At 49.5% G+C, this 21,528-nt stretch carries 17 protein-coding genes and 5 pseudogenes; 19 read left to right on the top strand and 3 right to left on the bottom strand.

Annotated elements, in window-relative coordinates; genetic code table 11:
- The 16 genes and pseudogenes from GT753_RS24810 to GT753_RS24885 form a co-directional block, all read left to right on the top strand.
- A pseudogene (locus GT753_RS24810) lies at positions 1 to 645 on the top strand (hypothetical protein); the annotation flags it as partial.
- A gap of 429 nt (positions 646 to 1,074) precedes the next feature.
- A complete protein-coding gene (locus GT753_RS24815) occupies positions 1,075 to 3,150 on the top strand; it encodes an ATP-binding protein (RefSeq protein WP_160126078.1) in 2,076 nt (691 codons plus the stop codon).
- Positions 3,151 to 3,176: 26 nt separating this feature from the next.
- Entirely contained in the window at positions 3,177 to 4,061 is an 885-nt protein-coding gene (locus GT753_RS24820; RefSeq protein ID WP_060560271.1) for a DUF4255 domain-containing protein, read from the top strand.
- Between the two features lie 442 nt (positions 4,062 to 4,503).
- On the top strand, positions 4,504 to 4,956 hold the full coding sequence (locus GT753_RS24825) for a hypothetical protein (RefSeq protein WP_160126079.1): 453 nt from the start codon (positions 4,504 to 4,506) through the stop codon (positions 4,954 to 4,956).
- A gap of 7 nt (positions 4,957 to 4,963) precedes the next feature.
- Positions 4,964 to 5,821 (top strand): hypothetical protein, encoded by an 858-nt coding sequence (locus GT753_RS24830; protein WP_160126080.1) that lies wholly within the window; start codon positions 4,964 to 4,966, stop codon positions 5,819 to 5,821.
- A gap of 87 nt (positions 5,822 to 5,908) precedes the next feature.
- Positions 5,909 to 6,112: an ANR family transcriptional regulator gene (locus GT753_RS24835; protein ID WP_139806293.1), complete on the top strand. Its 204-nt coding sequence runs from the start codon at positions 5,909 to 5,911 to the stop codon at positions 6,110 to 6,112.
- A 737-nt stretch (positions 6,113 to 6,849) separates the two neighbouring features.
- Positions 6,850 to 7,311 carry a carbohydrate binding domain-containing protein gene (locus tag GT753_RS24840; RefSeq protein WP_160126081.1) on the top strand — a complete coding sequence of 154 codons (462 nt, stop codon included), beginning with the start codon at positions 6,850 to 6,852 and terminating at the stop codon, positions 7,309 to 7,311.
- 1,014 nt (positions 7,312 to 8,325) lie between these two features.
- Positions 8,326 to 9,465 (top strand): hypothetical protein, encoded by a 1,140-nt coding sequence (locus GT753_RS24845; RefSeq protein ID WP_160126082.1) that lies wholly within the window; start codon positions 8,326 to 8,328, stop codon positions 9,463 to 9,465.
- Positions 9,466 to 10,084: 619 nt separating this feature from the next.
- A complete protein-coding gene (locus GT753_RS24850; protein ID WP_160126083.1) occupies positions 10,085 to 10,618 on the top strand; it encodes a spore coat U domain-containing protein in 534 nt (177 codons plus the stop codon).
- Between the two features lie 2 nt (positions 10,619 to 10,620).
- Positions 10,621 to 11,124 carry a spore coat U domain-containing protein gene (locus GT753_RS24855; RefSeq protein WP_160126097.1) on the top strand — a complete coding sequence of 168 codons (504 nt, stop codon included), beginning with the start codon at positions 10,621 to 10,623 and terminating at the stop codon, positions 11,122 to 11,124.
- Positions 11,124 to 11,678 (top strand): spore coat U domain-containing protein, encoded by a 555-nt coding sequence (locus GT753_RS24860; RefSeq protein ID WP_160126084.1) that lies wholly within the window; start codon positions 11,124 to 11,126, stop codon positions 11,676 to 11,678. The genes GT753_RS24855 and GT753_RS24860 overlap by 1 nt, the downstream gene beginning before the upstream one ends.
- A 25-nt stretch (positions 11,679 to 11,703) precedes the next feature.
- Positions 11,704 to 12,468 (top strand): molecular chaperone, encoded by a 765-nt coding sequence (locus GT753_RS24865; protein WP_160126085.1) that lies wholly within the window; start codon positions 11,704 to 11,706, stop codon positions 12,466 to 12,468.
- A gap of 67 nt (positions 12,469 to 12,535) precedes the next feature.
- Positions 12,536 to 14,953: a fimbria/pilus outer membrane usher protein gene (locus GT753_RS24870; RefSeq protein WP_174242185.1), complete on the top strand. Its 2,418-nt coding sequence runs from the start codon at positions 12,536 to 12,538 to the stop codon at positions 14,951 to 14,953.
- Between the two features lie 20 nt (positions 14,954 to 14,973).
- Entirely contained in the window at positions 14,974 to 15,906 is a 933-nt protein-coding gene (locus GT753_RS24875) for a spore coat protein U domain-containing protein (RefSeq protein WP_060560253.1), read from the top strand.
- A gap of 25 nt (positions 15,907 to 15,931) precedes the next feature.
- Complete coding sequence (locus GT753_RS24880; RefSeq protein WP_160126086.1) at positions 15,932 to 16,720, top strand: AarF/UbiB family protein; 789 nt, start codon at positions 15,932 to 15,934, stop codon at positions 16,718 to 16,720.
- A gap of 278 nt (positions 16,721 to 16,998) precedes the next feature.
- Positions 16,999 to 17,565 (top strand): annotated as a pseudogene (locus tag GT753_RS24885) (transposase); the annotation flags it as partial.
- Positions 17,566 to 17,778: 213 nt separating this feature from the next.
- Here GT753_RS24885 and GT753_RS24890 read toward each other — a convergent pair.
- A pseudogene (locus GT753_RS24890) lies at positions 17,779 to 18,528 on the bottom strand (transposase); the annotation flags it as partial.
- 16 nt (positions 18,529 to 18,544) lie between these two features.
- Here GT753_RS24890 and GT753_RS26000 point away from each other — a divergent pair.
- Both GT753_RS26000 and GT753_RS24900 read left to right on the top strand, forming a co-directional pair.
- Positions 18,545 to 18,856: pseudogene (locus GT753_RS26000) on the top strand (LysR family transcriptional regulator); the annotation flags it as partial.
- Positions 18,844 to 18,972, top strand: a pseudogene (locus GT753_RS24900) (IS3 family transposase); the annotation flags it as partial. The pseudogenes GT753_RS26000 and GT753_RS24900, both read left to right, overlap by 13 nt.
- A 244-nt stretch (positions 18,973 to 19,216) precedes the next feature.
- Here the strand turns inward: GT753_RS24900 and GT753_RS24905 are convergent.
- Both GT753_RS24905 and GT753_RS24910 read right to left on the bottom strand, forming a co-directional pair.
- Positions 19,217 to 19,588, bottom strand: a complete 372-nt coding sequence (locus tag GT753_RS24905; protein ID WP_160126087.1) for a type II toxin-antitoxin system death-on-curing family toxin — start codon at positions 19,586 to 19,588, stop codon at positions 19,217 to 19,219.
- Complete coding sequence (locus GT753_RS24910) at positions 19,585 to 19,806, bottom strand: type II toxin-antitoxin system Phd/YefM family antitoxin (RefSeq protein WP_160126088.1); 222 nt, start codon at positions 19,804 to 19,806, stop codon at positions 19,585 to 19,587. The genes GT753_RS24905 and GT753_RS24910 overlap by 4 nt, the downstream gene beginning before the upstream one ends.
- A gap of 1,143 nt (positions 19,807 to 20,949) precedes the next feature.
- Here GT753_RS24910 and GT753_RS24915 point away from each other — a divergent pair.
- Positions 20,950 to 21,483, top strand: coding sequence for a hypothetical protein (locus GT753_RS24915; protein ID WP_160126089.1), 534 nt, complete (start codon positions 20,950 to 20,952; stop codon positions 21,481 to 21,483).
- Positions 21,484 to 21,528 lie beyond the last annotated feature (45 nt).

A 21,528-nucleotide genomic window follows, 5' to 3' on the forward strand; every position in this document is an offset into this window, starting at 1 on the left:
CCAACAGTGAAGGGCGTGAAGGCGAAATCGACGACGGTTGAGGCCGGCAAGTCCCTGGGAGTGAGTTATACCTTTGTCGCCAACGGTACGGGTGATGATGCATCCACTTACCAGTGGATGTACAGGGAAGAGACTTCCGGTGACTGGAAGGCGCCACAATCTGCAGATGCGAAGGAGCTGGATTGGAAGCCTGATGCGAGCTATGCGGGATATCAGGTGCGTCTGACGATAACGCCGACAGGTAAGTTGCACCCTGAGTTGCAGGGGGCTCCGGTTGATGGTCCGGAAATCAGCATCTTCGTCCCCGCTTCTCTGACCGGGGTTAGTGTTAATGGCTATGTGTTTGCCCCTAATGCTGGTTTTCCGACCACGGGATTTAAGGGGGCGGAATTTACCCTGGTGCTCGATAATGCTAAAGCCAGCGATTATAGATGGGGGTCTTCATCAGCCTGGGTGACGGTAAAAGACGGGGTGGTCACCTTTACTGGGCAAGGCGCTGGTGAGGAGGTAATCATTACAGCGGGTCCAAAGGAAGGCGGGTCACAAGCGATTGTATACAGATTCCAGTTGAAGAAATGGTTCACTAACATGGGAGATAGAACGATGACTTGGGAAGATGCAAAAAAGGCTTGTGAGCAGAAGTGAGCAGTACACCTCATGGTATGTTTCATGCAGGCAATCCTAAGTGCTTTCTCGATGATGTTGTTTCTGTTTTTGGGCTGTTTATTCAATATGGGCAAAAATCTAGCGGTGAGGACGACAAATATGATTTATGAAATCATTATATCAATTGCGACTTTTCTTGTCGTTGTTGTAATGATACCGTTTATTTTCTGGGTGCTAATGAAAGTGGATTAATAAATGATTGACGGTTTTTTATTATATCTCCAGCATGTACATGAATTATTATCTCTGTGTCTCTGTCTGAGTTGAATATCTCAGGGCGAAATGATACTTCGTCTCAGATATCACTAGGGTGACCGCATGGACGGCCACAGCTAAAATAATCATTTTCCTTATACTGCCCCCTTTGCAGGCGAGGGTGGGGCGCCATATACCACTCAGGATATCCCCATGACATTCGCATTTGACTCCTTGCCGTTTTCTGCGGAGCGCGGCATCCACGAACATGAGGGCTTCAGTTATCATATTGGGCGCATTGCCTTGCTTTTTCAGCGGGATTATTTGCTGCGTGTCGGTGAGCCGCCCGAGCCGATGCAGCCTCTCTTTGTGCCTGTTGAACATATCGACGGTTACTTGAGCGATCCGCATCCGCCTTATTTTGATGTAGAGGACATCGGGATTTATCTGCCTGACCAGGATGATGAATTGAGTCACCGCTTGCAGTTTCTCTCGTCGGTTTTTGACCTAACCCCGTTAGAACAGGGGGTGCTGTTGGCGGCCTTGTTGCCGCGTTTGAGTGATGATTACAGTCAATTGCCTTATGGTGGATTACAAGACGGAGTCAGTCGGGCCGTCTTGGTCCGATTGTTTTCCGGTTCGCAAATAAAGTATCGCCTGCTGCAGGCCGCCTTGCATCCGGCATCCCCGTTGTTTCAGTTCGCTCTGTTATCTGAAACTCAAGCTGGAAAAGGCAGTGCGATGGCGCAGTCTTATGTCGTCCATGAGTCGGTCTGGCAGTTTTTTTGTGGCAATGGAACGCTCTCCAGTCAACGCTACGCATTCTATCGTCGGGTAGAGCGCGACAATGTGGCCTGGAGCCCCCCAGAACTGGCGTCGGCGTTGTCCCGCGCAGCCCCCGCTTTTCTCGAGATCCCAGCGCCGGTCGTTGTGATTGAAGGCAATCAGCGAGATGGCCGGGAGCACGCTCTGGCCAACATATTGGCTGCAGAAGCGCGTACGGTATCGTGCTTTGATGTCAGCGATATGCATGAGTTGTCTGTTGAAAAACAAAAGCAGATAACCACGGACATTGTGCGTGACACCCTATTGGATAATGCCGTGTTGATTTTGGGGAGTTTCAGTGAACCCGAGACAGGCAGGAGCAGCGTTATCCGAACCTTGGAGAAGTTGTTGCCGCAGGTTTGTTTGCCGCTTTTTATTTTGCCGGAAACCCCTGCTGAAGTACCCGGGTTCAGAGCGTTGCCCTACGTCTATTTAGTTATGCCATCCCCGTCTCTGGAGGAGAAAGTGAAGGGATTACAAGCCGCGTGGCCGGTCCTTTTCGACGATGAAGAAGAGCAAGCGGTACGGACGCTCGCCCAGCGTTATCATTTTTGTCCCGCGGATGCCTCGCGGTTACTCAGCGAGGCGGATTATTATCGTGCGATAAAAGATTCGCCCGAACTTGTCATGGCGGATTTGCGCTCGGCATTATCTTATCGCTCGCGGATGAACTTCGGTAAGTTGGCACAGCGCATCACGCCTCGTCGCACCTTTGAGGATTTAGTGGTGTCTCCGGAGTTGAAAGGGCAACTTGGGGAAATCCTGTCGACCATTCGGTTGAAGGAGACCATTATCAATGCGCATTTTCAGCGTAAGGCTGGGGCTGAAACCGGTGTCAGCGTGTTGTTCTATGGCGAATCCGGCACGGGGAAAACCCTGGCGGCTGAAGTTATCGCCCAACATCTGGGGGTCGATTTGATTAAGGTGGACTTGCCCAATGTGGTGGATAAATTCATTGGGGAAACCGAGAAAAACCTGTCGCGTATTTTCGACCTGGCTCAGGCTGACAGTGGCGTATTATTTTTTGACGAAGCCGATGCCTTGTTTGGCAAGCGAAGTGAGACCAAAGATGCGCGTGACCGGCATGCCAATATTGAGGTGTCCTATTTGCTTCAACGGCTGGAAACCTATCCCGGCTTAGTTATTCTGGCCACCAATAACCGCAGTCATCTCGACAGTGCGTTTAATCGACGATTCACCTTCATTACGCGCTTTACGTATCCGGACCTCGCCTTGAGGGAAGAGATGTGGCGGTCAATATGGCCATCAACACTGAGCATTGCTGAGGAGGTCGACATCGCCTCTCTGGCGGCCAGGAGTGAACTGACGGGCGCCAATATCCGTAATGTGGCGTTGTTGGCTACGGTGTTGGCCGTTGATGCCGGCGCTGAAGCCATACAGTTGTATCATATTGAACAGGCGATTAATCGAGAGCTTGCCAAGCTGGGGCGCTTACCGCTCTGAATGTTTTTATCATGCATGAGGTGACAATGTCTGAAGATACTATTGTGAAAGTAAATACCGCGCTAAAAACGGTGTTGGAGACGTATTTTAACAAGGCTATTGATATTCGGTTTGACCTGCCAGAAATGAACAGTGTTCAGCCGGCACCAACGGTAAGTGTATTTTTGTATGATGTACATGAAGATTTGGAATTGCGACAAAGTCGGTACCCTTCTTTGAGAACGGTACCAGACGCCTCACATGCGAGCTGGGTTAATTTAAATTGTAACTACCTGATTACGTATTGGGAAACTCAATCACCGGGAAAAGACAGTAAAGGCCCGGATAGTGCCCCCAATAACCAGGCGATACAGACCATCACCAAGACGCTGCAGGCCTTGTTGAACCATCGTGTCTTGGAAGGGATTGAGGGAGCCTATGCTCGAGTGATCCCCCCGCAGGAAAACTTGACCAGTTTAGGAACGTTTTGGCAAGCCTTGGGAAACCGCCCTCGATTATCACTGTTATATTCCGTCACCGTGCCATTCTTGTTGAACGATGGAGAGAAGCCCGTGCCGATTGAAACCTTTGATGCAAGGGTTATCGATATCAAGACGGCGCTTTCGAGTATTACATTGAACGCACCTAGCTATGTTGCCGGCGATAAGATGACGGTGACGGTGACGGTGAAAAATGCGCAGGGTAACGCGGAGACTGGCCTGGCATCGGTACTGAAGGTCGAAGTGCCACACGCCCTATCGCAGGACGTGAGCTGGACGGATAAGCGCGATGGGACTTACGAGGCATATTATGTCGCTGGCCAGGCTGGTGTCGGCCTGAAGGCTACGTTGATGGTGGGAGTAACGAGTGTGCAGTCTGCGGTGTATGCAATAACAGCGAAGGTGGCTAACAAGAAGACAACACAGGCATAGTGTATTTTTTGTCAGAGTATGACTATTGATCAAGACCGATTGGATTGTACGGGAAACAACGCACGTTAGATCCTCGTAAACTCACAATTCTCACATATATTTGAAAGCCACGAATAATACCATGCTGAGTGAGTGCGCCATGGTGTTTTTAGTGAGTGGGAACCTCATTGTGAGTTTGGGGGAAGAGCGATTTTTATATTGGGTGATATATGAATCAGGCTTGTATTATTGTTTCTGTAGTGGCCATTGTGCTGTTTGTTATTTTATTTAGGATGTCATTTGTCCCCCTTTGAATTCATCAGCAAGTGATTAATCAGTATTTTACTTTGCTGAGTGTCGATGTGTCGTTGTCTGAGAGAGCCTGCTATTCCATTGTAGATTTATGTTCATTAGGTTCGTAATACGCTGTGTGTATTGACAAGAATGTCAGTGTGGAGGACGAATGGTTAGTCAACGAAAAAAAGTTGGGGACGTCATTGGTAAGGATTATGGCCAGCGTGAACGAGAGAACTTTTATCGGCCAGAGTGCCTGTCACATCTGCCTGCATTACCGTTATATCTGATGGCAGCGCATTGGGGGTGGTGTACGGGGAACGATCTGACGACGAAAGCAGTGCACCAAGCATTTAAGGTTGATACGAACCGTGCGCGGGCAGTGTTGCGTTACTTCTCTCGTTTTGAAACGCAAATCTCGTTTTTGCGGCCGCGGCGAGGTGCTGTGCGCATCTTGGCGTTGCCGCCGATGGATATTGTTGATAGGCGACGTTCTCGCAGAAGACGTTGTGCTGAGGAGGGGGCTGCTGAACTTGCTGCGCGCAAAGTCCGCGAACAGGAACAGCAACGGTTACGCCGCTGGTTTTTGCAGCGTCCTAACAGTGTGATGTCAGAGGAGTGAGAACGATATGAACGGCAAAGGTGCAAGTAAGGACAATCTTGAGAACGTGTATGGAAAGTGTGTGCACGGTCCAGACGAAGATACATTCATGAGGAATACAAGGCCGTTGGAAACAAGGCGAACGCAGGTAGGTGATGTAATGACCCACGGCATGCGCAGTGAGCCTATTGTAGGAACAAAAGTCAGCATGGCTTACCGTCATGTGAACCGAGAAGTGGGTGTCACTGTTGTGGATCCCTGTCAATATGGAAGGCAGGGGTTGCTGCATATGCTGATGCTTGATCCGTCTTGTAAAGTAGATGTTAGAGATTATGAGCGGGTGGAGGAGGTATTTTCAGGTAGTTTTTCGGTAGAGCGGTGTCTGATTTTACGTTTGCCGTTCAAACCAGCCCAGGCCTTGCAACAGTTGCTGTATTTTGATGATAACAGGTTGACTGCTACGGGTTTTTCGCGCCTGATTGTGCTCTCACCCTTTGAGGTCAATGTGGTTGTTAGGCGAGCGCTGGTTTGTTGTGGAATACGCCTTCCGGTTCGCATTGTGTGTGCACACAGTCCAGTGGCATGGCTACGCCGTGTGGTGTTATCACAAGGGTTATTGACGCAGGAGGGGGATGATGAGGTGTTGCCACGCATGCCAGCATTGAGGCTATCTTCCGCTGAGCGTGAAGTGTTGTCGAATTCGTTGAAGGAAATACCTATTCATCTGCAATCTCAACGACGAGGCTGTAGCAATAAGACATTGTATGCATTGCAGCGTAAGGCTCTCAGGAAACTGAATGCGTCCAGCTTACAGGAGTTGATGCAGCGTTTTGTGTCGACGCGTCAGTACGGCCGGCTCAGAGATGTCGGAGGGGGAAAGGCGTGATGATATTGTCACCACGAGCTCCCTCATTGTTATCGTTGTCTTTGGAGCAAGTTGAGGTGGAGTGGGGTACTTTGTCAGGAGAGAATAATGAGAAAAAGCGTGATGTATGCTAATCGTCCTCGGAGTCGCTTGCTCGTATTGATGGAGCAAGCGGCATTGCTGGAGAGAGAAGCGTGTTTTGAGGATGCCGCCCATTATTGGCTGGCGAGCTTAGAATTAGCCGAGAAATGGAATATTCGGCACTGGTGTGAAGCTAGAGCATCCTTATGCCAAAAACGGGCCATCACCTAAGAATTGTCGGTGACATGTATTCACGTTAATGTTTATTGATATCTTGTCTCACATTATTCCCGTAAATATGGAAGTGTAAGCGTGTGGGGGCTGTGAATGGTTATTTTTGCAAAGCCAATGTTGCCACTTTTATTTATCACTCATGTGTCGCGGTGTTATAGCGTGCGAGAATGGAGGTCGGTATGTATAAACGCGAAGTAAAACGAACCGATAAACATCATGATAAAAATGAGGGTGTTTAGGGCGGTTATGTTAAAAATATAGGAAGGAACAATGATGTGTATGAGGATATTACGTATTCCAGTCTAAACCGACCACCGGCTCACATATAAGACAAACCGATAACTTTTCACAGTGTATCAGTCGACAACGTCGTGAGGCGAGAGCAAAGCGAACGTTTGCTGTATTTACATGGTCATGGGTTTTTCTGTGGCTAGCATTATTGTTGTGACTGTACACCGGCGTTATAAGGCATGTGTACAGTAAAAACAGGCCCCCTTCTTCCCTGGGTGCAATAAATAAACGCTCGCTCTGACAGTATATGCTTAATACGTAATTTACTGACAGTAAGGTGTCTGCTGTGTATTGACTTTAACAAGTGTGCGCAGTTGTTAATCATGCTCTGAGTATAGTGATTTTACATTGAAAAACTTGCTAAAGATAGTTGCTCAACTACACTCAATAATGCCAGGTGTCTGGTAGGTATATAATGTTAAAAACACACGTGAGGTTATATAATGAGTGAAAATTTGATTGAGAATGGCGATTTCACTAAAACCAAAGATAACAAAGTCTCTGGCTGGGCTTTTTCACGTACTTTTGGTGCCTTGAGCGAAGTTGTTGGCGAGATGGATGTGAAGAAGCCATATTGCAGGGTGGGTAGCACAGAGACTATTCGGCAGCCTATTAACATTAAAAGCGGTAAGACATACGACATTTCATTGAATGTATGCGGCGAACTTGGAGGGAAGATATCCTTGAATTACCACGATGACCCTCAGCCTCTATGGGTTAAAGAGCTTCCGGGTGAAAAGAAAAAAAATGAGTGGTTCGAGGTTAAATTCACGTTTAACACTTCTAGTGAAGTGAAGCGTGGTCTTGAACTTCAAATTCATGGGAATCCTATGGCAAATCCTGACGATACAAAGAAGAGTTTTTTGAATGTTGCTGATATTCTCGTGTGTGAAGTAATAAAGTGAGATTTTTTCGTTGTGGATAAAGTAGTTATGTAATTCTCAGCCACAATAGTGGCTGAGAATTCTAATTGAGTCATTTCTTCTGAATTTGTGCTTGGTGACTGTATGAGGATTATAAAATCTCGCAGTATTGCAGTAAGAGTAATCCTCTTTTTTATGTCTGTGCGATATGGTTTGTTGGTAGGGATAGGTTTTGATATGTTGGGGGGGGAATTAAACGCTCACTTACGGATAATTCCTTCCCCGGAGTCTATGGCCATAATCCATTATTTCATGGGGATTTTTTAGCTTGGGGTGCTTTTGGCCAAATTAATATCAATCAAGTGGCTAAGTCTGTGTAAAGGAGGGGGTATGTAATCAGCTAATATGATGAGTCATGCTAATGCTGTGATGCTTATGATGAAAGTTTATGACGATATGAGGAAGGCTATGATAGAACATAACGGTTTCAAAATAGGTTTTAAATCAAAAGCGTTAGCGACCCTGTCCTTGGGCGCTTCACTTTTATCCAGTCCTTCATACCAGCCAAAATTGATGCCTGACACGGGCTAGGCATTGAATGTCTGAGTCGCACCGCGGGGGGGCTCATTATTTTTATCTGTTGTTTTAAGTGTTTGTGCAATTTAATTCATAAAGTCATCGCTTTAGCGGAGCGAAATGATGTATGCCAGTGCATAGGCCATGTTAGGTGTTTAATACTGCGATGGTCTTGCTTTACCTGATTATTTGGTATTTTTTATCTGCTTTGCTCCAATCAACCAGGGCTAGTATCTATAGAGAAATAACAGGTTATTGATGTGCACTAGTGTTGTGGTATTTATGCTCGATTTATCAATATTGTTCTACCTTCCCCGGCCCCCAGGAGTTGATGATTTGTTTGAAAAAACTCAGTACGGCTGCCTGGTCCGAGGCTCTGACTGGGGACGGGACATCTCATGGCTTGTTTGGATTATAACGATCACACAGCAAGGAGATGTTTACTTATTATGATTTATTAAAGCAAAAGAGGTAGGGTTTATGGAACAAGAGTATTCGAAAAAAAATAAAGCAAAGCCTGCTGATGATGTTGGTGTTCTCACCGATGAAATGTCGCGCGCTTCTGTTTCAGGGGTAAATACACTCAATCTGAGCGAGAAAGAAGCGCTGAAGAGTGATGGTGACGCATTTTCTTCAATCAGGTTATTCTCCAGTAAACATAATCTTGGTGAGCGTGGTGGGGGACGTCTTGAGCAAGAAGTCAGAAAAGTGATGCAAGCCATTCAGGGTAAGGAACTGACTGGGAAGTTAAAGGATGATATATTCTATGAGCTTGAAGACATATGCTATGAGGTGGGTGTCGTAAGCTCTAAAGATGCGAATGAGGAGGTGAATGAGGTGGTGAATGAGTTGTATTCTATATTTAGAGGGCTTCCCATGTCAGGTGTGCTACCAACTGCTTCTGCTTCTACGGGGGCGAGTTATAGTGGGAAAAGGCCACAGGACTTGCCGTTGAGTCAATTACCTTCGAAAAAAGTTGCGGGGAAAAAATATGAGTATATACGTGCGTTTATGGATGTTTATTCATCTAATCATGGTTTTAAAGCAATAAACTCGGCCATGAGGGAAGGAAAATCTGATTTTTATGTTCTGAGTGAGGGGGTTATTAGTGAGATAAAAATAACGCATGGAGATGATAGTTTTTCTCGCGGAGCAAAAATTGAGCTTGACGAGATAAAGTACCATGGCGCAGGTTACTACAATAAAGATAAAATTAATGATATAAAATACACTTTGTATAATCAAAGTGGAGAATATAGTGTTTCATATCGTGGCCAGGATTTATCACGGAGTGCGGCGGAGAAGTATGCATCTTTGATGGGTACTGGCCAATGCATTCATTCTGCCAGTATCTTATCGGTATCTTCAAAAAAGGAAGCCGCAGAGGAGTTCATGGTTTCTAATGGGGCGAAGTGGAAGGCTTTTTTTACAATCAGAGGATTTAGCTCTATTATAAATAATGCTCGATATATCCCTCGTGGAGAGGGAGAGAGAGTATTCTCGCCGTATGCTGATTTTGAAGTTGTGAACGTATCAAAGCGTGAGTCAAGTAAAACATATTTCATTGAGCTGAAAGAAGTGAAGGGGAACCAGAAGGGCTCTCAAGTGATGCCTTATTAAATGTGTTTGGTAGAGTGGGGTAATGACGTGGTTATATGATGGAATATACATTCGTAATAGTGACCTGCCCCTAGGATTAGATACAATGCACAGTTAGTCATGTCGATTTTGTAAGCACACCCGGCATGTTTCCCGTAAATTCAGAGCCGTTGTCCCTTTTTAACAACGGAGGAAGAGGGGCGCTGAGCGCAATGCAGACAGTATTTCAATGACGTCTGTTGAACGAAATATTTCCCGTCATCACCCTTAAGGTATTCGCGGGCGTACAGTTCACGAATAGCCAGCCATCGCACAGGGCGTAAGCGACAAAATACATACTGCAGGCATGGTGGAATACAGGCCCTGAGGCTGGTGCCGTCGCCATACGAATTTTTTTCGGCGGTGAGTTTTATGATGTCGCGATGCTCCCTGTTTGTTGTAACGGCGGTGGATAGAGCACCGACTTGAGAGAAAATAGGATTTTTCTTTTTATTCTATGCGTGACCGAAATCGAATTGACTACGATTATCAGTGCCAGTTCATTTCTGGTTGAAGTGCTGTTTTTGATATATGGCACCGTGGGGACTCCCTGTGTGTCGGATTAATTAGGGATTTTCCCACTATTTAAATAGGATTTCTTATGGAAAAGATATTTATCGCACTCGTTACGGTCGTCATGCTGTGTGTGCACGGTGCGGCTAGCGCTGGCGTCATTCAAGGTTCATTGGGTGTAACATTGACTATTGGTGCAGGTTGCGTCGTGGGCGGAGGTGACAGCAGTGGTTCCATCAACGACTTTGGCGCCATCAGTTTCGGCACTTACTCTTCACTGAACAACATCATCGACGCCAGCGCCACCGGCGCAGGGGGGGCCGGTACGCTGTCATTGACCTGTACCACCGGCACAGACTACACGGTGGCGCTGGACAACGGGCTCAACGTCACTTCAGGCACCCAACGCCGCATGGCCAGCACGGCAGGCGCATTCATCAGTTATAACCTGTACCAGGATGTCGCACGTACCACCGCCTGGGGCAGCGGCGCCAACGCGCTGACCGGCACCGGCACCGGTGCCGCCGTTCCTTTGGTTGTCTATGGCCGCGTGCCGGCAGCTGGTTCGACACCAGCAGCGGACACTTATAATGACACCGTCACGATGACGGTCACTTGGTAACGGTGCGGTGCGCACTTTGTTGCTGCGGATTGTGGGCCTGTAGCCTATTGGTGCAGGCCGACAGTAAAACGGCGACTATTGGCGTCAGTGTACTCTTGGTCAGCACCTGTGAGGCCGGCAGCAGTTCGGGCGGCAACGTAAGTTTCGGCACGCTGAATTTCGGTACGCTGTATTTTCTCAGCACCGCAACCAGCGTCGCCGGGCAGCAAAACGCCGGTGCCATTCGGGTGAAATGCACCAACGGCACCAGCTACAGCGTTCTGCTTGACGGCGGGCAAAGCGGCAATACCGCTGCCCGCTACCTGCAAAGCGCGGCTGGCCAACGGGTGAATTACAACCTGTACACCAACGCCGCCCACAGCACTATTTGGGATAATCTGACGGGCGTGTCACAAACCGCTAACGGTTCGGACAACTGGCTGCCGGTCTATGGCATGATCCCGGCGCAGTCCACACCCCCGACAGGCAGTTATACCGATACGGTACAGGTTACGGTCTATTGGTAATGACGATGCGCGTTTTACTCTGTAGTTTGCTGCTTTGCCTGCCGCTTTCCCCGGCCCAAAGCGATAGCGGCGTCAACGACATGTCCAAAAGCCAACCGTTCACCGTCAATGCAACTGTAGTAAAAGGTTGTGTATTGGGCGGCGGCGTCAGTGACGTGACCACCTTTGGCACCCTGAACTTCGGCACATTGTCCTCGCTTGCCAACCCAGTCAGCATCGTCTCCGGCAGTGGCGCCGGTTCGGTGCTGTTTCGCTGCAACCCGGGGCTGAGCGTTACGCTGGCCCTCGGCGTCGGCAATCACGTGACCGGATCCATCGCCGGAGGCAGAAAATTACAAAATGCCGTCACGTCGGAAACGCTGCTGTATCAACTTTATCAAGACAGCAACTACGCCACCCTTTGGGGCGATGGCGCCAACGGCGGCGCGACGCAGACCGTCGCCGCCACCGGCAGCACGCAAGAAATTAAGGTTTACGCCCGTCTGTTCTCAAGCAGTACCCTGCCCACCAGGGGCGTTTACAGCGATAGCGTCTTATTGACGGTGACTTATTAAGTTTTTTTGCAATAAGGATTGAGTTATGCGTATACCCTTCCGCCTGCCATTAACGGCAGTCGTGCTCCTGGCAAGCCAGCAGCACGCCCTGGCCGCGGCTTCCATTCTCATTTGGCCTATCGATCCGGTGATTGAAGATCAACAGCAGGCCACCGCGCTGTGGCTGGAAAATCGCGACAGCAAACCGGTGTATATGCAAATTCGCGTGTTGGGTTGGAAGCAAATCGCGGGCAAAGACGATTACAGCAACCAAAGTGACGTGATTGCCAGCCCGCCGGTGGCGTCGATCGCACCGGGTAAACGCCAGTTAATACGTCTTATCAAACAGTCGGCCCCGGCGGCGGGACAAGAGCGCGCTTACCGCGTTTTAGTTGATGAAGTGCCGGTGCAAGAAAAATCGTCGGATGCTTCCCCCTCCGGTGCGGAGATGGGGCTGAAATTCCAGATGCGCTACTCGGTGCCGCTGTTCGTCAGCGGCAAGGGCATTTGGACCAAGCAGGACAGCGAAAAACCGCGCGATTACGCGACCGCCAGCCAACCCCGGCTCAGCTATCGTCTACAGCCGCAAAGCAGCGAACGCGGGCTGGAGGTGCGAAATCAAGGCGCAGTGCATGCCCGTATTTCGAAAGTGACGCTGCAAGGCCGCAGCCTGAATCCCGGCCTGATGGGATACGTACTGTCCGGTTCGCAGATGCGCTTCGCCTTGCCGCCCGCCGGCGGTTTCAGCAGCGGCAAGCTGATGGCCACGGTCAATGACAACAAACAACCTGTCGTTATTCCGTTGTACTGAGGTCCAGATGCAGTCGACAAGGAGGTTACTGCCGCGGTGTTTCAGCGGTAAGGCACTGGCGTTTGCCATGCTGAGCATGGCGGCCGGCGGCTGGCTGCCGTTTGCGCTCGGCGACGATCTGCCGTCACCTGCTGCTATCAGCATGCCGGACACCACGCTGTATCTGGAGCCGGTCGTCAACGGGCGGCAAACCGGCAACGTCGTACCCGTCAACTACCGTGGTGGCCATTACTACATGACGGCCCAACAACTGCTCGACGCCGGGCTGCCGGTAGCGGATAAACAGGCGAAAGAAATCGCCGTCGATCGGCTGGAGAAGGTGGATGTCAGCTACAGCGGCGAGAGCCAGCAGTTGCTGATTAACGTGCCCAACGACTGGTTGCCGCAGCAAACCATTGGCGCCCGTTCATCATTGCAGCGCTTGCCGGCGCAAAGCAGCCTGGGTTTGCTGTTTAACTACGACATCTATGCCAGTCAAAGCAACGGCAATGGCCGGCCGGGTTACCTGTCGGCGTGGAGCGAACAGAGGCTGTTCGACGGTTTCGGCGTCATCGCCAACACCGGCATCTACCGCAGCGGGTTTAACAGCGGGCCAAACGACGATGGCGGCCGCTATATTCGGTACGACAGCTACTGGCGTTTCAACGATGACCAGCGGATGCTGAGTCTGACCGCCGGTGACCTTACCACCGGCTCGCTCCCCTGGAGCAGCGCCGTGCGCATCGGCGGCTTGCAATTGGCGCGCAATTTCGCGGTACGCCCGGATCTTATCACCTATCCGCTGCCGCAGTTTTCCGGCCAGGCGGCACTGCCCAGCAGTGTCGATTTATACATCAACAGCTATAAAAACAGTACCACCAACATCAATCCCGGGCCGTTCACCCTCAACAGCGTGCCCTACATTAACGGTGCGGGTCAGGCCACCGTCGTCACCACCGACGCCCTCGGCCGTCAGGTCAGCACTACAGTACCGTTCTACGTGGCCAGCAACCTGCTGCAGACCGGTATGAGCGATTTCAGCATTTCCACCGGCTGGCTGCGGCGCAACTACGGGGTAAATTCTGTCGATTACGGTCAATGGGTAGGCAGTGCCAGTTTACGTTACGGCGTCAATGATTGGTTCACCCTGGAAGGTCGGGCCGAAGGTGCAGCCGAGTTGGCGGTTGGTGGCATGGGTGCTGACATTCGCATCGGGCAATGGGGGGTTATCAATGGATCCTACAGCGTCAGCCAGGCCGGCGACGAAGCGTTTAACGGCGGCCGGCCGATACAATTCCCCCCTTATTACGATCCGCTGACCGGCAGGCCGTTGCAACAGCCGGACCCTCAGCCCGTCTATCGCTACACCGGTAACCACGGCGATCAGAGGAGCTTTGGCTATACCTACAGCACCCAACGTTTCAGCCTCAACGCACAGCGTATCCTGCGCAGCGCCGATTTTGGCGACATTTCCGTGTATAAAAGCGACTACCGTCTGAGCCGCCGCACCGATCAGTTGACCGGTAGCGTCGGCCTGGGCCGGCTCGGTAGCCTCGGCGTTGGCTATTTTGACGTACGCGATGCCATCGCTCAACGTACCCGCCTGGTGAACCTTTCCTACAGTATGTCGCTTTGGGGCAACAGCAGCCTGTACGCCTCACTGAATCGGGAAATCGGCAGCAGCGGTTACAGTGCCCAACTGCAGCTCTCCATTCCGTTTGACCGCTGGGGCACAACCAGCGTCAGCGCCGCGCGCGACAACAATAACCGCTGGAGCGAGCGCGTCAGCTACAGCCGTACCGCGCCGACTGATGGCGGTTTAGGCTGGGATCTGGCCTACGCCAATAACCCGAGCGGCGGCGATTACCGTCAGGCGGATCTGACCTGGCGAGCTCGCAGGCTCGAAGCCCGAGCGGGCGTATACGGCACCCGTGATGATATCAACCACTGGGGAGAAATCAGCGGTTCGCTCGTGGCGATGAACGGCGGCGTGTATGCTACCAACACCATCAACGATGCCTTTGCGCTGGTATCCACGCAAGGGTACGCCGACATTCCGGTGAGCTATGAGAACCAGCCGATCGGCAAGACCGATGCCCAGGGCTATTTACTGGTGCCGACTGTCACGTCTTACTATCATGCGAAATTCCAGATTGATCCGCTCAACCTGCCCGCCGACGTCGTGCTGCCGACGGTGGAGAAAACCGTCGCTATTCGCGATCACAGTGGTTTTCTGGTTGAGTTCCCCATCCAACCCATTTCCGCCGCCGACGTCGAACTGGTTGACGAGCAAGGCAAGCCGTTGGCCAACGGCAGCCAGGTGGCGGTGGTTGGCGGCAATCAACAGAGCTATGTGGGTTGGGATGGCATGACCTATATCGACCCGGTGCAACAACACAATCGCCTGAGCGTGATCCCAGCCGACGGCGGCCCGCCGTGTCAGGCGGAATTCAGCCTGGCGAAGCCTCAGGGCATCCAGCGCGTCGGCCCGGTTGTCTGCCGCTAATTCAACGACGGAGAGTCACTATGTTTCGGGGATTAAAGATGCTACTGTTGGGCTCCTTACTGCTGTTTTGTCAGCATACATTAGCCGACTGCGATACCACCAATGGCAGTGTCACCTTGCCGGGCAGCAGCTCCCTTGTCGTGTACAATGGGCAGCTCAATGCTCAGGGCACTGCCGGTCTATACTGCACCGGTCTTGGACTATCGCTGCTGTCGCAGAACACCGTCACGGTCAAGGTTGCGTCGACCACCAACGGCATGGCGTTAACCAATACCGACGGCTCCGGCGATAAAATCGCGTACCTGATTTATCCCGACGCCAACTACCAATACCCTTACAGCACTGGCCAAACCATCGATTACAGCTCGCTCAACCTGCTGTCACTGATCCTGATTTCCGCCAACGTCAATTTCCCGCTGTATATCAAAACCACCGTAGGTGCCAACGTGCGTGCAGGCACTTATACCGACAGCATCAACCTGATCTGGAATTACCATATCTGTGGTCTCGGTGTCTTAGGTGCATGCATCTGGTGGGATGGCGTCAATAAGCCCAGCACGGTCAGCGTCAGCGTCACCATCACCAAAGACTGCCTGATAGGTACTGCGCCTAACGTCAATTTTGGCAGTATGGCGTTGGTCGGGCAATTCAATCCTGTCAATCAGAGCATCACCCTGACCTGCACCAAAACCGAGGGATACAACACCTATTTCACCAACGGCAATAACCCCATCACCGGTTGGCGCCGCATGAAAAGCGGTACCAGCAATTTTATGCAGTATCAGATTTACCTGCCTAATACGACGACCGTTTGGGACAGTACCAACAAACAGAGCGGTGCCGGCACCGGGCTGGCGCAAAGCATCCCGTATAAGGCGGCGGTCAATACGGCGCAGAGCGAAGTTCCGGTGGGTAACTATCAGGATAACCTCAGTTTTATTGTCGAATTCTGAGGCAATATTATCAAGGGAGTAACGAATGTATACTTTTAAGTCAAGGTCAAAAAAGTCCGTTTTAGCAAGGATTACCAATGATGACTTCGATGTTGAAAGTGAGTCTAGGTCGTTTTATCAGGAGACGGATGCTGGTCAAACTAGGGGGGGGGCTGAGATGTCTTGTGTGCGTGACGGATACTCCGCGGAGATGGTGAAACTCTGGGATCGGGTGGCACTGAAGGGATTGGGTAAAGGAAGACTCCCCGGAGGTGGATCAAAGTTAACCAAATGCCTGCAGCCGGCAGTTGAAGACTTAGCTGGCAGTATGGATATGAGTTCAAGGCACCTTTCTCCAGCGCCTCTACCTAGTGCTGATATATTAGAGTTTCTGAAGCTGTCAGCATCAGAAAAAAGAGAAAAAGCCATTTCATCGGGAAGGTATGGAACTGTTTACGAAATCAATGATCAATGGGTTATAAAAATGCCAGAGGTTGGCATTCATTTTGAGGATGTTGACGAGAGTAAAATACAGAGAGAGGCGGTGATATTTCAAAAAGTCTATGGGCCACAAACGGCAATAGCTAGTGGTGAGATGCTGTTGATGAGGAAGGTTCCTGGTGACAGGGCTGATTTACTCGAAACCCAACTCAATGAAAGGCAGATCGAAGATATAAAACGGAAAATAAATGATGAGCTAACGCGGTTAGATAACATTGGCATCAATCATGGCGATCCCAATTGGGGAAATTTCTTAGTTGATTCTGATGGACATGTTTGGGCAATTGACTTTGGGGAATCAAGTCTGTGTCCTGCAGAGATACAGTCGTCTTAAGTGTATTAGTCGCGACTTGATCTGACACTTGACTTTAATGGTGAGGAATTTGGATCGCGTTTTTTTGGAACCTCTTATTCTTAGTTGCTCCGAAAGACTATGGCTTCCCGGTTTACCTCGTTTTAAGCTGGCAAGCCCGGGAGTTCCTGACAAGCGAAACTTATTTTTTCGGATCCCTGAAGTCACAAAAGCGTAGAGCCTTTATGCCAAAAAAAGGGACATTTCTAAATGGCTAAAAGGGGATGCGGACGATTTCCTGGACTCTCAGGAGATAAATAATGTTTACCGAAGCAGAGCGACTCCGCGCAATTGAACTTTACTTTAAATACGGCAGAAAATTGGCTCCCGTGGTTCGTGAGCTGGGTTACCCCTCTAAAAGAAATCTGCGACGCTGGATCCGTTTATGGGAAGCGAGTGACGGTGCTACAAAAACCATACCCCGTAAGCCTCGCTACTCTGATATGCAAAAGCAGGTTGCTGTTGAACATTATCTTAACCATGGCTGTTGTCTGGCGTTTACCAGCAGGACCCTTGGTTATCCCTGCTGTGATGTACTGGCTCGCTGGGTTAATGAACGTCATCCCGACAGACGGCTTATTTTCACCAGTACGATCAACCAAAATGCACCTTTTGAACCTGAGGTGAAACGTCAGGCTGTCATGGCGCTTTGTACACGGTATGTGCCAGCCAGAGAAGTCGCCAGGAACATTGGCATCAGTCGCACGGTATTGTACAAATGGAAAGATGAAATCATCGGCGATGAGGCTTACCAGTCCATGCGCAAACATGAAAAGCCGTCTCTTACGGAGGAGCGCGATGCGTTGCGCGAAGAAGTTAACCGACTTACGATGGTATAACGAACATCGCATCAAGTTGTCGCTGGGAGCACTCAGCCCGGAAATGTACCGTCGGCAACTCGGCATCGCGCAATAAAACCGTCCAGGAAAACATCCGCATCCCAAAAAGTGACATTACTTTGTCTATCCGAAGTTGAAATGTCACCCTGGTTTCCAATTTTAAAATGTCACTTTGGTGAATGTTAAAAAGAGAAAAGGGCGTTAGCGTTTGAGGCTGGCTCTGAACTCCTCTGGGGTGGCCAGGACCGGGTTGATAGCTCTGAGTTGTTCCTGGATTCTCGCCTGGGCTCGTCGTTTGGGCATCCTCTTGCTGCGCACTCTTTGACCATCCCTGTCTCGTTCATCCTGCTGGGTCTGCGCCAGCTTCAGTACGGCGCCGAGGCGTTTGTTGTCCACGATGGCACCTTGGTCAACGATGGCCAGCTTGTCGAAGACCTGATAGGTCAGCATCCTGTAGCCGTACTTAAAGGCCAATGTGCCGTCAGGATAGTCATAAACCATGATTTTCTCTCCGGCGATACGTGTGTTTTCCTCTGTAGGTTCAACGAGGTAAAGCATCTTATCGTATTGGAATGTCAGCGATTTTGAGAGGGTTCTAAACTCCTGCCAGGCAAAGATATCATCCAGTTCTGCCGACTGCTCATTGACGGGCCGATGGAGATTTTTTGGGTATTTGGGGGCTTTGGCAAAGCGGCGGTTGAAGTCCAGGATGAAGCTGTCCAGCCAGGCGTTGGCTTCCTCGATGCTGCTGATACTCTCGAGTCGCATCTCTTTGATTAATCGGTCCTGGAGTGTCAGGTTGGCACGCTCGACGCGGCCTTTGGCCTGCGAACTGTTGGCACAGATGAGCTCGATGTTAAGTTCATGCAGAACGCGTCCAAACTGCGTGGTGCCGGTGCGGCGAGTTTCAGCCTGGCTGACGCGAAAAACAGCATGTTTATCACTGTAGAGCCGTTACCGCTATTTCCTTACAGTTGCAGAGCATAAATCATTATCAGTCGCCTCTGAGAAGTTATTCGTCACTTCATCAGCAATCAGTAAGTCGATATCAACATTAGAAAAAAATCTCGATTGTTTGCTTTTTATTCGTAACAGTTCAGGGATAAGACTAACGGAAAAAGGGATGGCTCTGTATGCCGCATTAAAAAAACTACAGGACTCGCCAGAGTTTACTCACCTTAAGAGAGAAATAAATTCGTTTCGCCAGATAATCAGCATCGTCACTGACAGTCTTATGTGCCGTCTGCTTGATAATATTATCGCTACAACCGCAGGCTGAAACAGATGTTTGCGGTCCAGAGTCTCGAGTGCCGCGTACTGAAAGACGTTATTGAACCAGCGATAAAGCGTGAGCTGGTCAGCTATCTGACCGCGCAGTTTGCCATGAGCTTACGTCACCGGGTAGCCGCGAAACAGCGCAATGCTGTCCAGAATACGCGTAACCTGCACGCTTTTTTTCCTGTGGAGAACGGCGCCTGCGGCGCTCTGGTCCGAGCAACTTGGGCAAAGTATAGTTTCAGCAACGTGGCGGGAGTTCATGCATAGAGTTAAATTTATAACGCATTGAAAATGTTAAAAAAGCACAGATATACTGTTATGTTAAATTTAAAGGTTGTTTGCAATAACGAAGCAATGCGCGTTATTGCGAAGCTTTTAGCGCATCTGCAATTTCCCACACATCTATATCCCCTTTTGCTGCCCTGACTGTCAGCTCCTCATGTTCTTCAGAAAAATGCACAAGAACACCGTTACGGCGTAAAAAAAGCATAGTTGAAGCAAAGGCTGTTCTTTTGTTTGCATCATTAAAACAATGTCCCCTGGCTATCGCCAGCAGATAAGCAGCAGCCAGGACATGCACATCATGCTCGCCTTCATAAACATGGCGATTGATAATACGGGTGACCATACTTTCAATCCGGCCGGCATCGGAGTAACCCTCAAGCCCTCCATATATTGATATCATACGATCATGAATGTTGATGACATCTTTCGTGGTAAGAAAATTTATCATCGGTTCTTCAGGGCCTGAAGAGTTTTACCATGCTCAACGAAAAGCCATTCAAAATCCGACTCAGCCTGAATTTTCTGCATTTTTTCATATTGCTCAGCATCAACCACTATCACCGACCTTGCTGAACGGCGGGTGATCATAACTGGCTCGCCTGCAGATACCCTGTCCAAGACTGATGCTAGTTTGTCACGGGCTGAAGTAAAGTTGATAGATTGCATAGTGCGCACACCTTTTGTATGTATGTAAATTCAATTGTACAACTAAATTGTACATCTTAGAATCCAATGTTTCAATTTCAATGCCGTGTACGGGGGGGCTGATGACGAACAGTTTCTACAGAGATAGATTTTGGTGGCGTTCGCTGAGCTTTTCTGTGGCTAGGTGTGGGTCCAAAGTCGCTGTAGTTTTCACGTAGCAGTGCCAGAACTTTTATTCTTAGTTGCTCCGGAAGACTTTGGATTCCCGGTTTACCTCGTTTTAAGCTGGCAAGCCCGGGAGTTCCTGACAAGCGAAACTTATCCATCAGACGCTAAACCTGACGTTCACTGAGATCCAACTGATTTGCTGCATCACGACGACGTAACCGTTTTTCGCAAACAGACTGGATCACCTGGGCACGAACTAACTCTTTATCACACATAGTCACCAACATTTTTCGGATCCCTAAAGTCACTAAAGCTTAGAGCCTTTATGCCAAAAAAAGGACATCTCTCAATGGTTAACGACGTGGTGATTATTTCATAATACATTGATAATGTTAAAAAAGTACAGATAATGCGCATTATGTTAAATTGAATTGCTGGATATGCACCGGGGTTAACCTGGACGTCCTCTCTTACTTCCCCCTCGTTGTTGCTCAACGTTGACACGGCTTCTTCATCTCGTGAGGTTCGTCAAGTGCCCACACCTGTAAATTAAACCTCTGGTTTTTTTTACAGGTCGAAAAAAGCCATCAAAACACATCACAAGCGTTTTCTGTTGTTAAGCTGACTACAAATCAAAAATAGCGATAAAACCCCGGATAATCGCTCTGGTGAACTGTGTGCACATAAAATATACTTATTTGAAAGAATTTAGATGTGTGTTTCGGCGGGACATGGTAGCATTGAGATTCTGGTGATCATGGATCTCAGAGACGAAAAAGCAGCTATCAGGCAAATTAGGTTTCTCAGGCCCGCCCGATAGCTGCTCACGCTCCAATGCAGAGATTGAAGCGGCTCAACCAAATTTTCCAGATCTGGTCAAGCCGTGACGGAAGATTACGGCTAATTGTCGTAGATTTCCAGAAGATTTTGCATTCTTGCAAATCTTATTTACATCTCTGCATTGGCTTTATCCGTTCTAGATTGGAGTAAGCTACTATGACAGAAAAAGATTTTAATCAACGCAAAGTCACTGACGACTACGCGCCCGAGATGGCTCGTATCAAATTAGTCTCCTTCTTCGAAGGGCATCCATCGGTACTGGAAACCGTCCAGACACTCAATCGTACACAGGCATGTGTGCTTGCCGCGTTGTTAGATGACAAGTCGGTCACTACGTCAGGCTATACAATTCCTGCTGATTATGGTGTGAAGCGAGCTTCTGCAGTGATCCATGCTTTAGAAAAGCAATACTCATTCCCCATTTCCAGTCGCCGTGTTGAAACTGAATCGGATGTCGGAAACCGTACAAAACAATCCTTGTTTTTCATCACCCATGAAGATCAGGTGCGGTTGAAAGCAGAGCCGGAAGCCGTTTTCAAAGAGCGTCATGAAAGCGCCTGCCGTAAAAAGGAAAGTCAGGCGCAAAAAGAGCTTGCCCGCCTGATTAAAGAGTATGGGAAAGAGGGGGTTCTTGAGCTTCTCAAGAGAGCCGCGAATGATGAAGCTGGATCGGATTCTAACGCAAGCTAAATACTATGGGCGGGCCTTATTTAGGCCCGCCCTTTACTTATTGAT

Source organism: Serratia sp. Z4 (genome assembly GCF_009900725.1).
Classification (GTDB): Bacteria; Pseudomonadota; Gammaproteobacteria; order Enterobacterales; family Enterobacteriaceae; genus Serratia; species Serratia nematodiphila.

What these genes read in the sequence shown, in the direction of transcription:
- GT753_RS24875 (WP_060560253.1), top strand. Translation starts at nt 14,974, where the DNA reads ATGTTTCGGGGATTAAAGATGCTACTGTTGGGCTCCTTACTGCTGTTT.
- GT753_RS24845 (WP_160126082.1), top strand. Translation starts at nt 8,326, where the DNA reads ATGGAACAAGAGTATTCGAAAAAAAATAAAGCAAAGCCTGCTGATGAT.
- GT753_RS24905 (WP_160126087.1), bottom strand. Translation starts at nt 19,588, where the DNA reads ATGATAAATTTTCTTACCACGAAAGATGTCATCAACATTCATGATCGT.
- GT753_RS24860 (WP_160126084.1), top strand. Translation starts at nt 11,124, where the DNA reads ATGACGATGCGCGTTTTACTCTGTAGTTTGCTGCTTTGCCTGCCGCTT.
- GT753_RS24850 (WP_160126083.1), top strand. Translation starts at nt 10,085, where the DNA reads ATGGAAAAGATATTTATCGCACTCGTTACGGTCGTCATGCTGTGTGTG.
- GT753_RS24825 (WP_160126079.1), top strand. Translation starts at nt 4,504, where the DNA reads ATGGTTAGTCAACGAAAAAAAGTTGGGGACGTCATTGGTAAGGATTAT.
- GT753_RS24880 (WP_160126086.1), top strand. Translation starts at nt 15,932, where the DNA reads ATGTATACTTTTAAGTCAAGGTCAAAAAAGTCCGTTTTAGCAAGGATT.
- GT753_RS24870 (WP_174242185.1), top strand. Translation starts at nt 12,536, where the DNA reads ATGCTGAGCATGGCGGCCGGCGGCTGGCTGCCGTTTGCGCTCGGCGAC.
- GT753_RS24820 (WP_060560271.1), top strand. Translation starts at nt 3,177, where the DNA reads ATGTCTGAAGATACTATTGTGAAAGTAAATACCGCGCTAAAAACGGTG.
- GT753_RS24865 (WP_160126085.1), top strand. Translation starts at nt 11,704, where the DNA reads ATGCGTATACCCTTCCGCCTGCCATTAACGGCAGTCGTGCTCCTGGCA.
- GT753_RS24835 (WP_139806293.1), top strand. Translation starts at nt 5,909, where the DNA reads ATGAGAAAAAGCGTGATGTATGCTAATCGTCCTCGGAGTCGCTTGCTC.
- GT753_RS24910 (WP_160126088.1), bottom strand. Translation starts at nt 19,806, where the DNA reads ATGCAATCTATCAACTTTACTTCAGCCCGTGACAAACTAGCATCAGTC.
- GT753_RS24915 (WP_160126089.1), top strand. Translation starts at nt 20,950, where the DNA reads ATGACAGAAAAAGATTTTAATCAACGCAAAGTCACTGACGACTACGCG.
- GT753_RS24840 (WP_160126081.1), top strand. Translation starts at nt 6,850, where the DNA reads ATGAGTGAAAATTTGATTGAGAATGGCGATTTCACTAAAACCAAAGAT.
- GT753_RS24815 (WP_160126078.1), top strand. Translation starts at nt 1,075, where the DNA reads ATGACATTCGCATTTGACTCCTTGCCGTTTTCTGCGGAGCGCGGCATC.
- GT753_RS24830 (WP_160126080.1), top strand. Translation starts at nt 4,964, where the DNA reads ATGAACGGCAAAGGTGCAAGTAAGGACAATCTTGAGAACGTGTATGGA.